We start from the raw sequence: 13,515 nt of genomic DNA on the forward strand, positions 1-13,515 counted from the left end.
ATCCAGCCATCACCAGTCCGCCGAACGCATCGCCGAGACCCAGCGGCCCTTCTCGATGGCGTAGACGCTGATGGTGCCGAACTTCTGCTCGCCCTGGGCGTCGTAGCGCAGGCTGGCGGTGACCGGGCCATGCAGGTCCAGCGCCTTCATCGCCTTCAGCACCGCGGCCGGATCGGCCGAGCCGGCGCGCGTCAGGCCCTGGGTGATGGAGTAGACCGCGTCGTGGGCGTAATGCGCGCCGTAGACGATGCCTTGCTTGGCGAGCTCGCTGTAGCGCTTCTCGAAGGCCGGGCCGGCATTGAACTCGTAGGGCTCGATGATGGGCGAGGTCGCGTACACCGCCCTGATGGGCAGGTCCAGCTTGGGCAGGGTGCTGGTCTTGATGGTGTCGCCGCCCAGCAGGGTGGCCTCGCGCAGGCCGGCCTTGCCCATCGCCTTCACCAGCGCCTCGACCTGGAAGTCCGCCAGCGTGGTGATGACGCAATCGATGCGGGCCGCCACCAGCCGCGCCACCAGCTCGTCGAACTGGGTGGTCTTGGCGTCCAGGCTGGCGCTCACCGCGGGCGCCTTGTCATGCTTCTTCAGCAGCGCCGCCACGCCCGCCATCAGGCCCTTGCCATAGGGCGTGGCGTCGTCCACCAGGGCATAGCGCTGCGCGCCGATCTGGCCGAGCGCGTAGCTGGCCATGGCCTTGGCCTGCATATCGTCGTTGGCCACCAGGCGCAGGGTGGTGGCCAGCTCCAGCTGGGTGTAGCGTGGGTTGGTGGAGATCGCCAGCTGGGCGATGCCGGCCTTGGCGTAGATGGGCGCGGCCTCGATGCTGACGCCCGAGTTCAGGTGGCCGATCACCGCCACCACGCCGGCGTCCACCAGCTCCTGCGCCACCGCCTTGCCGGTGGCGGCGTCGGACTTGTCGTCCTTGGCCAGCACCTCGAGCTGCACGCGCTTGCCCTGCACCGAGTAGTTGGCGGCATTCAGGTCCTGCACCGCCATCTGCACGCCGGCCAGCATGTCCTTGCCCAGTGCGCCCAGCGGGCCGCTGAGCGGCTGGGCCACGCCGATGCGCACGGTGTCGGGGATGCGGGAGCAGGCCGCGAGCAGGGCGGTGAGGGGTGCCGCGGCGGCGGCGAGGATCAGGTTTCTACGATGCATGTCGGGTGCTTGTGAATGTGAAAAAGCCACCGCATGCGGTGGCCCTGGAGCAAGGTTCGGCGCTTCAGGCCGCGTTGACCGGAATGGCCACCGTCTTGCCGCCGGCGATGCGCTGCTGCCACTCGGCCGGGCCGGTGACGTGGGCGCTGGTGCCGCCGGCATCGACCGCCACGGTGACGGGCATGTCGACCACGTCGAACTCGTAGATCGCTTCCATGCCCAGGTCGGCAAAGCCCACCACCGGCGCGGCCTTGATCGCCTTGCTGACCAGGTAGGCGGCACCGCCCACGGCCATCAGGTAGGCGCTCTGGTTGTCCTTGATCGCGTCGATGGCGATCTGGCCGCGTTCGGCCTTGCCCACCATCGCGATCAGGCCGGTCTGCTCCAGCATCATGCGGGTGAACTTGTCCATGCGGGTGGCGGTGGTCGGGCCGGCCGGGCCCACCACCTCATCGCGCACCGGGTCGACCGGGCCGACGTAATAGATCACGCGGTTGGTGAAGTCCACCGGCAGCGGCTCGCCCTTGGCCAGCATGTCCTGGATGCGCTTGTGCGCGGCATCGCGGCCGGTCAGCATCTTGCCGTTTAGCAGCAGGGTGTCGCCCGGCTTCCAGCTCGCCACCTCGGCCTTGGTGAGGGTGTTGAGGTCGACACGCTTGCTCTTGTTGTAGTCGGGCGCCCAGTGCACATCGGGCCACAGATCCAGGCTCGGCGGAGTCAGGTAGCTGGGGCCCGAGCCGTCGAGCACGAAATGCGCATGGCGGGTGGCCGCGCAGTTGGGGATCATCGCGATCGGCTTCGATGCGGCATGCGTGGGGTAGGTCTTGATCTTGACGTCCAGCACCGTGGTCAGGCCACCCAGGCCCTGCGCGCCGATGCCCAGCGCGTTGACCTTCTCGTACAGCTCGATGCGCAGCTCCTCGAGCTTGTTCTGCGGGCCGCGCTCGAGCAGCTCGTACATGTCGATGTCGTCCATCAGGGCTTCCTTGGCCAGCAGCGCGGCCTTCTCGGCCGTGCCGCCGACGCCGATGCCCAGCATGCCCGGCGGGCACCAGCCGGCGCCCATGGTCGGCACGGTCTTGAGCACCCAGTCGACGATGTTGTCGCTCGGGTTGAGCATATAGACCTTGCTCTTGTTCTCCGAGCCGCCGCCCTTGGCGGCGACGATCACGTCCACGGTGTTGCCAGGCACCACCTCCATGAAGACCACCGCGGGCGTGTTGTCCTTGGTGTTCTTGCGCTCAAAGATCGGGTCAGCCAGCACCGAGGCGCGCAGCTTGTTGTCCGGATGGTTGTAGGCGCGGCGCACGCCCTCGTTGACGGCGTCCTGGATCGAGCCGGGGAAGTCGCCCCAGCGCACATCCATGCCGATCTTCAGGAACACGTTGACGATGCCGGTGTCCTGGCAGATCGGGCGGCGACCCTCGGCGCACATGCGGCTGTTGGTGAGGATCTGCGCGATCGCATCCTTGGCCGCCGGGCTCTGCTCGCGCTCGTAGGCGCGCGCCAGATGCTGGATGTAGTCGGCGGGGTGGTAGTAGCTGATGTACTGCAGGGCGGCGGCAACGCTGTCGACGAGGTCGGCATAGCGGATGGTGGTGCTCATGGGGCGTTCCAGGAGGAAAGGTGTTGAAGCTTGGCCCAGTGTACGAGGCCAGGCTGACTCAATGCTTGTCGTCGGGCGCGTGGTGGGCCAGCAGCCGGTCGGTCATCGCGATCGCCATCGCCGAGAGCAGGAAGGCGATGTGGATCACGGTCTGCCACAGCAGCGTCTTCTCGGCGTAGTTGTCGGCGTTGATGAAGGTCTTGAGCAGGTGGATGCTGGAGATGCCGATGATGGCGGTGGCCAGCTTGACCTTGAGCACCGAGGCGTTCACGTGGCTCAACCATTCGGGCTGGTCGGGGTGGCCCTCGAGATTCATGCGGGAAACGAAGGTCTCGTAGCCGCCCACGATCACCATGATGAGCAGGTTGGAGATCATCACCACGTCGATCAGGCCCAGCACCACTAGCATGATGATGGTCTCGTTGAGCTTGAGCGGGCCGGCGTCGGCCTTGTAGCCGATGCTCTTGACCAGCAGTTCGAGCGCGGCGCTGTTGCCGAAGGCGGCCTCGATCAGGTGCACCAGCTCGGTCCAGAACTGGAACACATAGACCGCCTGGGCCAGGATCAGGCCGAGGTAGAGCGGCAGCTGCAGCCAGCGGCTGCCGAAGATCAGTTGCGGCAGCAGGCCGAGCTTGGGATTGCTTGGGGGTTGTGAATTCATGGGTAGCTCGCTTGGGTGTTGGCGGCGGATTCTAGTGAGACCCTGTGACTGTCACTGCGGTGACGGCAGAATGTCTTCTACAAGAGTAAGCGGTTCGTCAGATGCAGGCCGCACAGTAGCGCCCAGCGCTTTATTTCAATTCTGAGACCAGGAGAGAGACACCATGAGCAATTCACCCGCAACGCTGTATCTGCCCTCGGAGGCCGCAGCGAAATCGGCCCATGTCTCGGGCATGGCGGCCTATGAGGCCCTGGTCAAGGAGGCCGAGACCGATTACGAAGGCTACTGGGCGCGCCTGGCGCGCGAGTTCCTGAGCTGGAAGACGCCCTTCACCAAGGTGCTCAACGACAGCGAGGCGCCGTTCTTCAAGTGGTTCGAGGACGGCACGCTGAACGTCTCCTACAACTGCCTGGACCGCAATATCGAGGCGGGCAAGGGCGACAAGACCGCCATCATCTTCGAGGCCGATGGCGGCGAGGTCACCAAGGTCACGTACAGCGAGCTGCTGGCCAAGGTCGCACAGCTGGCGAATGCGCTGAAGGCGCGCGGCGTGAAGAAGGGCGACCGCGTCGTCATCTACATGCCCATGTCGGTGGAGGGCGTGGCCGCCATGCAGGCCTGCGCCCGCATCGGCGCCACCCACTCGGTGGTGTTCGGCGGTTTCTCGGCGCAGAGCCTGCGCGACCGCATTCAGGATGCCGGCGCGGTGATGGTGATCACCGCCGACGAACAGGTGCGCGGCGGCAAGCAGCTGCCGCTCAAGGCCATCGTCGACGAGGCCCTGGCCGACAACGCCTGCCCCACGCTCAAGGACGTGATCGTCTACCAGCGCACCGGCGGCAAGATCGCCTGGGTGGCCGGCCGCGACCTGTGGCTGCACGAGGTGCTGCAGGGCCAGTCGAGCAGCTGTGAGCCGGAGTGGGTGGGTGCCGAGCATCCGCTCTTCCTGCTCTACACCTCGGGCTCCACCGGCAAGCCCAAGGGCGTGCAGCACAGCACCGGCGGCTATCTGCTGCATGCGGCGCTCACCACCAAATGGACCTTCGACCTGAAGGAGGACGATGTGTTCTGGTGCACCGCCGATATCGGCTGGGTCACCGGCCACACCTACATCAGTTACGGCCCGCTGGCGCTGGGCGGCACCGAGATCGTGTTCGAGGGCGTGCCCACCTACCCGGACGCCGGCCGCTTCTGGAAGATGATCCAGGACCACAAGGTCAGCATCTTCTACACCGCGCCCACCGCGATCCGCTCGCTCATCAAGGCGGCCGAGAGCAACGAGGCCGTGCACCCCAAGAACTACGACCTCGGCTCGCTGCGCATCCTGGGTTCGGTGGGCGAGCCCATCAACCCGGCCGCCTGGGAGTGGTACCACCAGCACATCGGTGGCGGCCGCTGCCCCATCGTCGACACCTTCTGGCAGACCGAGACCGGCGGCCACATGATCACCCCGCTGCCGGGCGCCACGCCGCTGGTGCCGGGCTCCTGCACGCTGCCCTTCCCGGGCATCCAGGCTGCCATCGTGGACGAACTGGGCAATGACGTGCCCAACGGCCAGGGCGGCATCCTGGTGGTGAAGAAGCCCTGGCCCTCGATGATCCGCACCATCTACGGCGACCCCGAGCGCTTCAAGAAGAGCTACTACCCCAGCGAGCTGCGCGGCTACTACCTGGCCGGCGACGGCGCGATCCGCGACGAGAAGACCGGCTACTTCACCATCACCGGCCGCATCGACGACGTGCTGAACGTCTCCGGCCACCGCATGGGCACGATGGAGATCGAATCGGCCCTGGTCAGCTGCACCGAGCTGGTGGCCGAGGCCGCGGTGGTGGGCCGCCCCGACGACACCACCGGCGAGGCGATCTGCGCCTTCGTGGTGCTGAAGCGTCCGCGCCCCACCGGCGACGAGGCCAAGGCGATTGCCAAGCAGCTGCGCGACCATGTGGCCAAGGAGATCGGCCCGATCGCCAAGCCCAAGGACATCCGCTTCGGCGACAACCTGCCCAAGACCCGCTCCGGCAAGATCATGCGCCGCCTGCTGCGCTCGGTGGCCAAGGGCGAGAGCGTGACCCAGGACACCAGCACGCTGGAGAACCCGGCGATCCTTGAGCAATTGGGCCAAGCCTATTGAGGCAAGGCGCAAGCCAAAAGGAAAGGCCCGCTGATGCGGGCCTTTTGCTTTGGAGCAGTGGGTTTACTTCACTGTGAGGACCCACTTGGCCAGCGTCTCGGCTTCGGCCGGGCTGACCTGCGTGTTGGCGGGCATCGGCACCGGGCCCCAGACGCCGGAACCGCCCTTGACGATCTTCTCGGAGAGCTTCTTCACCGCATCCTTGTCCTTGGCGTACTTGGCGGCCACGTCCTTGTAGGCCGGTCCGACGACCTTCTTGTCCAGGGCATGGCAGGCCATGCAGTTCTTCTTTTGCGCCAGCTCGGCGTTGGCGAAGGCGGCGGGTGCGGCCAGGGTGGCGGCGACGGCGGCCAGGGCGATCAGGGTCGACTTCATAGCGTCCTTTCGGGGGTCATGCACGAGGAAGGGTAACTCTCGCGCCGGCTCGACCAAACTGCTCTACAGTCTCGTCAAGCAAGCTGCTGAAATGATTGTAGGGGCGCGTTCCCGCGCCATCACGTCAGCAGGGTTTCACGCGTGCGAAAGGAGTTGTCAATGTGGTTCTTAGCCATCGGCCTGGTGCTGTTGTTGCTCAAGCTGGCAGCGGTGGCGCCCGTGGTCGACTGGAGCTGGCTCGTCGTGCTGGCGCCTTTCGGTCTGGCCATCGCTTGGTGGGGCTGGGCCGACTCGCATGGCTACACGCAGAAGAAGGTGATGGAGCGCATGGATGAGAAGAAGGCCGCGCGCCGCGAGAAGGCGCTGGAAGCGCTGGGGCAGGGCGAGAAGCAGCGCCGCCGCTGAGCGTGGCGCCGCCGCCGGCTTGGCGCTCAGCTGCAGTGCGGGATCTCGGGCTTGGCGTCGGCGCGCATGCATTGCTGGTAGCCGTTGGGCAGCTGATGCAGTTCGCGCGTCTGCCCCACCGGCACGCTGAATTCCTCGATCACCTGATGGGTGCAGCTGGTGGCGGCCTTGCCGCCCGTGCCTTCCAGACTTTGGCAGCGGCTCGTGTAGAGCGCGTAGAAGCATTGGCCGCTGGCGCTCTGCACGCACTGGAACTTGGCCGTGCCGGTGCTGCGCATGACGCGCTGGCCGGTGGGGCCGCCGTCGGCATTCACGGTGATGGCGCAGGCGCTGAACAGGCTGGCGATGCCGAGCGCGAGCACGGACTTGAGGGCGAGGTTCTTGATCATCATGGGCAATCGGTCTGATCGGGCCCACAGCGGGCCCGCTTGACGCGATTGTTCGACAGGGGGCCGCGGCCCGTGCCCGCCATGCGATGAACTGCACGATGGCGGGATCAGGCCGTCAAGACCTGACCCCGAGCCCGCCTCACTCGAACTTGTCAAGCACCGCGCCCGAGCTCGCGCTCGACGCGTTCTTGGCGAACTTGGCCAGCACGCCACGGGTGTAGCGCGGTGCGGGCTGCACCCAGGCGGCGCGGCGCTTGGCCAGCTCGGCGGCGTCCACATGCAGCTCCAGCAGCAGTTGGTGCGCATCGATGGTGATGCGGTCGCCCTCGTGCACCAGCGCGATCACGCCGCCCTCGTAGGCCTCGGGTGCCACATGGCCGACCACCATGCCCCAGGTGCCGCCGGAGAAGCGGCCGTCGGTGATCAGGCCCACGCTCTCGCCCAGGCCCTGGCCGATCAGGGCGCCGGTGGGGGCCAGCATCTCGGGCATGCCGGGTCCGCCCTTGGGGCCCAGATAGCGCAGCACCATCACGTCGCCGGCCACGATCTTGCCGGCCATGATGGCGGCCAGAGCCGATTGCTCGTCGTCGAAGACGCGTGCCGGGCCGGTGATGACGGGGTTCTTCAGGCCGGTGATCTTGGCCACGCAGCCCTCGGGCGAGAGATTGCCCTTCAGGATGGCCAGGTGGCCCTCGGCGTAGATGGGCTTGCCGACCGGGCGGATGACGTCCTGGTCGGCGCGCAGGTCAGGCACCTCGGCGAGGTTCTCGGCCACGGTCTTGCCGGTGATGGTCATGGCGTCGCCATGCAGCAGCCCGGCCTTGAGCAGTTCCTTCATCACCGCCGGGATGCCGCCGGCATGGTGCAGGTCGATCGCCAGGTAACGCCCGCTGGGCTTGAGGTCGCACAGCACCGGGGTCTGGCGGCGCACGCGCTCGAAGTCGTCGATCGTCCAGTCCACCTCGGCCGCATGGGCGATCGCCAGGAAGTGCAGCACCGCATTGGTGGAGCCGCCGGTGGCCATGATCACCGCCACCGCGTTCTCGATCGCCTTCTTGGTGACGATGTCGCGCGGCTTCAGGTCCTGCTTGACCGCCTCGACCAGCACCGCGGCGGCCTTCTTCACGTTCTCCACCACCTCGTCTTCCACGTTCGCCATGGTGGAGGAGTAGGGCAGGCTCATGCCCAGCGCCTCGAAGGCCGAGCTCATGGTGTTGGCGGTATACATGCCGCCGCATGAGCCGCTGCCGGGAATGGCGCGGCGCTCGATCTGGCAGAAATCTTCCTCGCTCATCTTGCCGGCGCTGAACTGGCCCACCGCCTCGAACACGCTCACGATGTTGAGGTCCTGGCCCTTGTACTTGCCGGGCAGGATGGTGCCGCCGTAGACGTAGAGCGCCGGCACATTGGCACGCAGCATGCCCATCATTCCCCCGGGCATGTTCTTGTCGCAGCCGCCGATCACGATCACGCCGTCCATCCACTGGCCGCCCACGCAGGTTTCCACGCAGTCGGAGATCACCTCGCGCGACACCAGGCTGTACTTCATGCCCTCGGTGCCCATCGCCATGCCGTCGGAGATGGTGGGCGTGCCGAAGATCTGCGGGTTCGCGCCGGCCTCCTTGAGGCCGATGACGGCCGCATCGGCCAGCTTCTGCAGGCCCGAGTTGCAGGGCGTGATGGTGGAGTGGCCGTTGGCCACGCCGATCATGGGCTTGCCGAAGTCGCTCTCCTGGTAGCCCATGCCGTAGTACATGGAGCGATTGGGGGCGCGGGCCACGCCTTCGGTGATGTTCTTGGAGCGGCGGTTGTAGCTCATGGTGTGCGAAGCAGGGTAGGGGAAGTGCGGTGAGTATGCAGTTGGGCCAGTCTCTGGTCCAATATATGTTTCATGAGTTAATGATTCATAGGGTGTATCAGTGATCGAGACCCGCAGCCTCCGGCAATTCCTGGTGCTGGCCCAGCAGCTGCATTACGGGCGCGCCGCCGCGGCCCTGCATATGACCCAGCCGCCGCTCAGCATGGCGATCCAGAAGCTGGAGCAGAGCCTGGGCGTGGCGCTGTTCGAACGCAACCGGCGCTCGGTGGCGCTGAGCCCCGCCGGCGCCACCCTGCTGCCGGTGGCGGCCAAGCTGCTCGAAGAGATCGAGCAGTTGCCCGCGCTGCTGCAATCGGCCGCCGCGGGCCTGCACGGGCGTTTGCGCCTGGGCTTCGTTTCCACCGTCGGCTATGGTGAGCTGCCGCAGTGGTTGCGCAGCTTCCGCGCCGCGCATCCGGGCATTGCGCTGGCCCTGCGCGAGGCCACGCTGGACGTGCAGCTGCATCACTTCGAGCGCGGCGATCTGGATGCCGGCTTTGTGATCCATCCGCCCGGCGCCGCGCCGGCCGGTTTCGAGGCCCTGCGCATCAGCGTCGAACCCATGGTGCTGGCCCTGCCCGAGAGCCTGGCGCTGCCCAGGGCGCCGGCCGCGGCGCTGGCGCTGCTGCTGAGCGAACCGCTGGTGATCTTCCCGCGCGAGATCGCGCCCTCGCTGTACGACGCGCTGCTGAGCTTCTACCGCGGCCATGGCGCCACGCCGCAGATCGCGCAGGAGGCGATCCAGATGCAGACCATCGTCAACCTGGTGTCGGCCGGCATGGGGGTGGCCTGGGTGCCCGAGGGCCTGAGCGCGCTGCAACGGCCCGGCGTGCGCTACCAGCAGCTGCAGGCGCAGGTGCCGGCCTGCGAGACCAGCCTGATCTGGCGCGCCGGCGCCAGCCCAGTGGTGGCGCGCTTTGTCGAGCATGTGCGGGCGGCGCTGGCGCAAGTGCCGAAAGCCAGGGCTGGCAAGCGTGCGGGCGCTGTGCACAATGCGCCCACTTCAAGGCCGTCAACCAAGCGTCCCACGCAACGTTGAGCCCAGACCTACTCACCCATTCACAAGCCCTCATGCGCAAACACCGCCTTCTGTGCCTGGTCTCACTGTCGCTTGCCACCGCTCTGTCTGCCCAGGCGGCGGTGTTCAAGGATCCGCAGCTGCAGTCGGTCTGGGAGGGCGGCAAGGCGGAGGAGCTCGACAAGATGGCGCAGGCGCGCCTGCGCGCCAATCCGGCCGACACCCAGGCCGCCGCGGCGCTGGCGCTGAGCGCGCTGGACGCCGGCGACGGTGCCCGGCTCGATGCGGCCGCCAAGACCATGCAGCAATGCGTGGAGCGCCAGCCCAGGGATGCCATCTGCCATTTCGCGCTGGGCCGCGTGCTGGGTGCGCAGGCGATGGGCGCCAGCATGTTCAAGGCCATGAGCCTGGCCGGCAAGGTCAAGGAGGCCTTCAGCAAGGCCTTCGAGCTGGAGCCCGGCTCCTTCGAGATGCGCAGCGCCTTGCAGCAGTTCTATCTGATGGCGCCCGGCATGGCCGGCGGCAGCGTCAGCAAGGCCAGGGAGCTGGCCCAGGATCTGCGGGACATGCCCGAGCATGCCAAGCTGATGCGTGCCCGCGTGGCCCAGCATGAGGACAACTATGCCGAGGCCGAGCGCGAACTCGCGAGCCTCAAGCCCGGCAAGGACCTGGGCCTGCAGACCGAATGGCGCGAGGCCTGGGCGGGGCAGGGCTACCAGTACCTGCGCGACAAGCAGTACGCCAAGGCCAAGGCCTGGTTTGAGCAGCTGCAGCGCGAGCAGCCGCAATATGCCGCGGCGGGTTACGGCCTTGGCCGCGTGGCCACCGAAACCGGCCAGCTCGACGAGGCGATCCGGCAGTTCGAGCGCGCCCGCGGCCTGGAGGGCGCCGAGGCCTTGCCCTTGGACCACCGCCTCGGCGTGGCCTGGCAGATGAAGGGCGACAAGGCCCAGGCCAAGACCCTGCTGGAGCGCTTCGTCGCCAACAAGAAGGCCAATCCGCGCAATCTGGAAGACGCCAAGAAGCGCCTGGCCGAGCTGGGCTAGAGTGTCCGCATGAGACTGCTGCGACTGCTTCTTTGTACCAGCCTGCTGGCATGGCAGGGCGCCCAGGCCCTGGTGTTCACCGACGGCCCTTGGCAGGGCCTGCTGGATGCCGGCCGCAGCGACGAGATGGAACGCCAGGCGCAGGCGCGCCTGCGCGAGCAGCCGCAGGACCTGCAGGCGAGCGCGGCCTTCGCGCTCTCTCAGATGACGCTGGCGGACCGCAAGCGCGTGGATGCCGCCGCGCGCCTGATGCAGGACTGTGTGGACCAGCATCCCGACGAGGCCCTGTGCCATTACGCCCTGGCCTCGGTGATGACCATGCAGGCGCGCAACGGCGGCGCCATGAAGATCATCAGCCTGGCCGGCCCGATCAGAAAGCATTTGCAGCGCGCCCTGGAGCTCAAGCCTGATTTCATCGAGGCGCGCAGCAGCCTGCACCAGTACTACCTGCTGGTGCCGGCCTTTGCCGGCGGCGGCGTGGGCAAGGCGCGCGAGCTGGAAGAGCAGGTGCGCGCCAGCCAGCCCGAGTTCGCCAAGCTGATGCGCGCCCGTGTGGCCGGCAGCGAGAAGAACTGGGCGCTGGCCGAGAAGGAGCTGCTGAGCGTGCGCATCGCCGCCGACCCCAGCCTGCTCAATGAATGGCGGCTGGTGTGGGGCGTGCTGGGCAAGGAGTGGCTGGACCAGCGCCAGTACGCCAAGGCCATCGTCGGCTTCGAACGCATGCTCAAGGAGCAGCCCCGTCAGGCCCTGGCTGCCTATGGTCTGGCGCGCATCTATTTCGCCCAGGAGCAATACGACGAGGCCATCCGGCAGTACGAGCGCGCCAAGGAGATGGACGGCGCCGAGGACTTCCCGCTCGACCATCGCCTGGGCATCGCGCTGCAGGCCAAGGGCGACAAGGCGCAGGCCCGGGCGGCCTTTGAACGCTATTTGCAGAACCGCCGCGCCAGCCCCAGCAACGCCGAAGACTGCCGCAGGCGTTTGAAGGAGATGGGCCCCGTATGATGCGCGCCAGTTCTCATCAAGAGGAAGTCGTCGCATGTGGGTCCATCCCCAGTTCAATCCGGTCGCGCTGCAGCTAGGCCCGCTAGCCATTCATTGGTACGGCATCACCTACCTGGCCGCTTTCGGCATGTTTCTCTGGCTGGCGAACCTGCGCGTGGCGCAGCCGGCACATGCCGCGCGTGGCTGGGTCAAGCGCGATGTCGATGACCTGCTGTTCTTTGGCGTGCTGGGCGTGGTGCTGGGCGGACGGCTGGGCTATGTGCTGTTCTACAAGCCCGCCTATTACCTGGCGAACCTGGGCGAGGTGTTCGCGGTCTGGAAGGGCGGCATGGCCTTTCACGGTGGGCTGCTGGGCGTGATCCTGGCGATGGCGCTGTTCGCGCGGCTGCGCGGGCGCAGCTTCTTCGAGGTCACCGATCTGATCGCACCCTGCGTGCCCACCGGCCTGGCGGCCGGGCGCGTGGGCAACTTCATCAACGGCGAGCTGTGGGGTCGCGCGGCCGACCCCAGCCTGCCCTGGGCGATGGTGTTTCCGCAGTCGGGCTCAGCCCTGCCGCGCCATCCCTCGCAGATCTACCAGTTCCTGGGCGAGGGCCTGCTGCTGTTCGTGTTGCTGTGGCTGTATGCGCGCAAGCCGCGCCTGACCGGCCAGGTCTCGGGCATGTTCCTGATCGGCTACGGCATGCTGCGCTTTGCCGCCGAATTCTTCCGCGAGCCCGACGACTTCCTGGGCCTGCGGGCGCTGAACCTGAGTCAGGGACAATGGCTGTCTTTGCCGATGATTGCGGCGGGGCTGCTGATCTGGTGGTGGGCCAGCCGCCGCCGCCCCGCCTGAGCGCTCCTTCATTCTTCCCCATGCGTCAGATATTTTTCGATACCGAAACCACCGGCCTGCGTGCCGAGGCGGGCGACCGCATCATCGAGGTCGGCTGCGTCGAGATGGTGAACCGCCAGCTCACCGGTAACAACCTGCACCTCTACATCAACCCCGAGCGCGCGAGCGATGAGGAGGCGGTGCGCATCCACGGCCTGACCGACGAATTCCTCGCCGACAAGCCGGTGTTCGCCAGTGTGGCCGAGGAGTTGCTGGAGTTTCTGCGTGGCGCCGAACTGGTGATCCACAACGCCGGCTTCGACGTCGGCTTCATGAACGCCGAGCTGCGCCGGCTGGGCCAGCCGCCCATCACCGACATCGTCGGCGGCGTGCGCGACACCTTGCTGATGGCGCGCGACATGTTCCCCGGCAAGGCGAACTCGCTCGACGCGCTGTGCAAGCGCCTGGAGGTCGACAACTCCAGCCGCACCCTGCACGGCGCCTTGCTGGACGCCGAGCTGCTGGCCGAGGTCTACATCCGCCTGACGCGCGGCCAGGACTCGCTGGTGATGGACGAGGGCGGCGGCAATGCCGGCAGCGGCAACGCCGACTTCCAGCTCGAGGCGATCGACTTCAGCCGCTTCCAGCTGCCGGTGCTGGCCGCCAGCGCCGCCGAGCTGGAGGCCCACCAGAGCCTGCTGGCGGATCTCGACAAGGCCAGCGGCGGAAAAAGAATCTGGCAAGAAGCTTGATCGAGCCAGTAATGTCGTGGCATAATCGTGGGCTTCCCGGTTGACGAATTGAGAGTTTGAACTTTTGATTCGTTCGGCAACAGGACCGGGCGGTTAGCTCAGCGGTAGAGCACTGCCTTCACACGGCAGGGGTCGCAGGTTCGAACCCTGCACCGCCCACCAGAATTCAGAGATCGGCAACCGTATCGATTTCGCTTCTGACCTTGTTGCACGAAGCCCCCAGATACCGGGCGGTTAGCTCAGCGGTAGAGCACTGCCTTCACACGGCAGGGGTCGCAGGTTCGAACCCTGCACCGCCCACCA

General features: G+C 66.9%; 13 protein-coding genes and 2 tRNA genes. 9 read left to right on the top strand and 6 right to left on the bottom strand.

What is annotated here, in order from left to right:
- Positions 1-9: 9 nt before the first annotated feature.
- The 3 genes from AC3WQY_RS13465 to AC3WQY_RS13475 form a co-directional block, all read right to left on the bottom strand.
- Positions 10-1,152 carry a branched-chain amino acid ABC transporter substrate-binding protein gene (locus AC3WQY_RS13465; protein WP_492709055.1) on the bottom strand — a complete coding sequence of 381 codons (1,143 nt, stop codon included), beginning with the start codon at positions 1,150-1,152 and terminating at the stop codon, positions 10-12.
- A 64-nt stretch (positions 1,153-1,216) separates the two neighbouring features.
- The gene (locus AC3WQY_RS13470) at positions 1,217-2,758 is read right to left on the bottom strand and encodes a fumarate hydratase (RefSeq protein WP_492709057.1); all 1,542 of its coding nucleotides are present in this window, start codon (positions 2,756-2,758) and stop codon (positions 1,217-1,219) included.
- Between the two features lie 58 nt (positions 2,759-2,816).
- Positions 2,817-3,419: a TIGR00645 family protein gene (locus tag AC3WQY_RS13475; protein ID WP_285232677.1), complete on the bottom strand. Its 603-nt coding sequence runs from the start codon at positions 3,417-3,419 to the stop codon at positions 2,817-2,819.
- A gap of 163 nt (positions 3,420-3,582) precedes the next feature.
- On the opposite strand from AC3WQY_RS13475, the gene acs reads away from it, so the two are divergent.
- Positions 3,583-5,550, top strand: a complete 1,968-nt coding sequence (gene acs / locus AC3WQY_RS13480; RefSeq protein ID WP_492709059.1) for an acetate--CoA ligase — start codon at positions 3,583-3,585, stop codon at positions 5,548-5,550.
- A gap of 63 nt (positions 5,551-5,613) precedes the next feature.
- Here the strand turns inward: acs and AC3WQY_RS13485 are convergent, their stop codons facing one another.
- Positions 5,614-5,925: a c-type cytochrome gene (locus tag AC3WQY_RS13485; RefSeq protein WP_492709061.1), complete on the bottom strand. Its 312-nt coding sequence runs from the start codon at positions 5,923-5,925 to the stop codon at positions 5,614-5,616.
- 159 nt (positions 5,926-6,084) lie between these two features.
- Here AC3WQY_RS13485 and AC3WQY_RS13490 point away from each other — a divergent pair, with 159 nt between their 5' ends.
- On the top strand, positions 6,085-6,330 hold the full coding sequence (locus AC3WQY_RS13490; protein WP_285232674.1) for a TIGR04438 family Trp-rich protein: 246 nt from the start codon (positions 6,085-6,087) through the stop codon (positions 6,328-6,330).
- A 26-nt stretch (positions 6,331-6,356) separates the two neighbouring features.
- On the opposite strand, the gene AC3WQY_RS13495 is transcribed toward AC3WQY_RS13490, so the two are convergent.
- Together AC3WQY_RS13495 and ilvD are read right to left on the bottom strand one after the other, a co-directional pair.
- Positions 6,357-6,722: a hypothetical protein gene (locus AC3WQY_RS13495; RefSeq protein WP_285232673.1), complete on the bottom strand. Its 366-nt coding sequence runs from the start codon at positions 6,720-6,722 to the stop codon at positions 6,357-6,359.
- Between the two features lie 136 nt (positions 6,723-6,858).
- Entirely contained in the window at positions 6,859-8,538 is a 1,680-nt protein-coding gene (gene ilvD / locus AC3WQY_RS13500; protein WP_285232672.1) for a dihydroxy-acid dehydratase, read from the bottom strand.
- 100 nt (positions 8,539-8,638) lie between these two features.
- Here ilvD and AC3WQY_RS13505 point away from each other — a divergent pair, with 100 nt between their 5' ends.
- The 7 genes from AC3WQY_RS13505 to AC3WQY_RS13535 all read left to right on the top strand — a co-directional run bounded on the left by AC3WQY_RS13505 (position 8,639) and on the right by AC3WQY_RS13535 (position 13,515).
- Complete coding sequence (locus AC3WQY_RS13505) at positions 8,639-9,616, top strand: LysR family transcriptional regulator (protein WP_492709063.1); 978 nt, start codon at positions 8,639-8,641, stop codon at positions 9,614-9,616.
- A gap of 32 nt (positions 9,617-9,648) precedes the next feature.
- Positions 9,649-10,641 carry a tetratricopeptide repeat protein gene (locus AC3WQY_RS13510; protein ID WP_492709065.1) on the top strand — a complete coding sequence of 331 codons (993 nt, stop codon included), beginning with the start codon at positions 9,649-9,651 and terminating at the stop codon, positions 10,639-10,641.
- A gap of 9 nt (positions 10,642-10,650) precedes the next feature.
- Positions 10,651-11,646 carry a tetratricopeptide repeat protein gene (locus AC3WQY_RS13515; protein ID WP_492709067.1) on the top strand — a complete coding sequence of 332 codons (996 nt, stop codon included), beginning with the start codon at positions 10,651-10,653 and terminating at the stop codon, positions 11,644-11,646.
- Positions 11,647-11,680: 34 nt separating this feature from the next.
- Complete coding sequence (lgt, locus tag AC3WQY_RS13520; RefSeq protein ID WP_492709069.1) at positions 11,681-12,481, top strand: prolipoprotein diacylglyceryl transferase; 801 nt, start codon at positions 11,681-11,683, stop codon at positions 12,479-12,481.
- Between the two features lie 20 nt (positions 12,482-12,501).
- Complete coding sequence (gene dnaQ / locus AC3WQY_RS13525; protein WP_285232667.1) at positions 12,502-13,212, top strand: DNA polymerase III subunit epsilon; 711 nt, start codon at positions 12,502-12,504, stop codon at positions 13,210-13,212.
- An 87-nt stretch (positions 13,213-13,299) separates the two neighbouring features.
- Positions 13,300-13,374, top strand: a tRNA-Val gene (locus AC3WQY_RS13530).
- 66 nt (positions 13,375-13,440) lie between these two features.
- Positions 13,441-13,515 (top strand) — tRNA-Val (locus AC3WQY_RS13535).

It is taken from the genome of Roseateles sp. FW301-B2, from assembly GCF_058788955.1.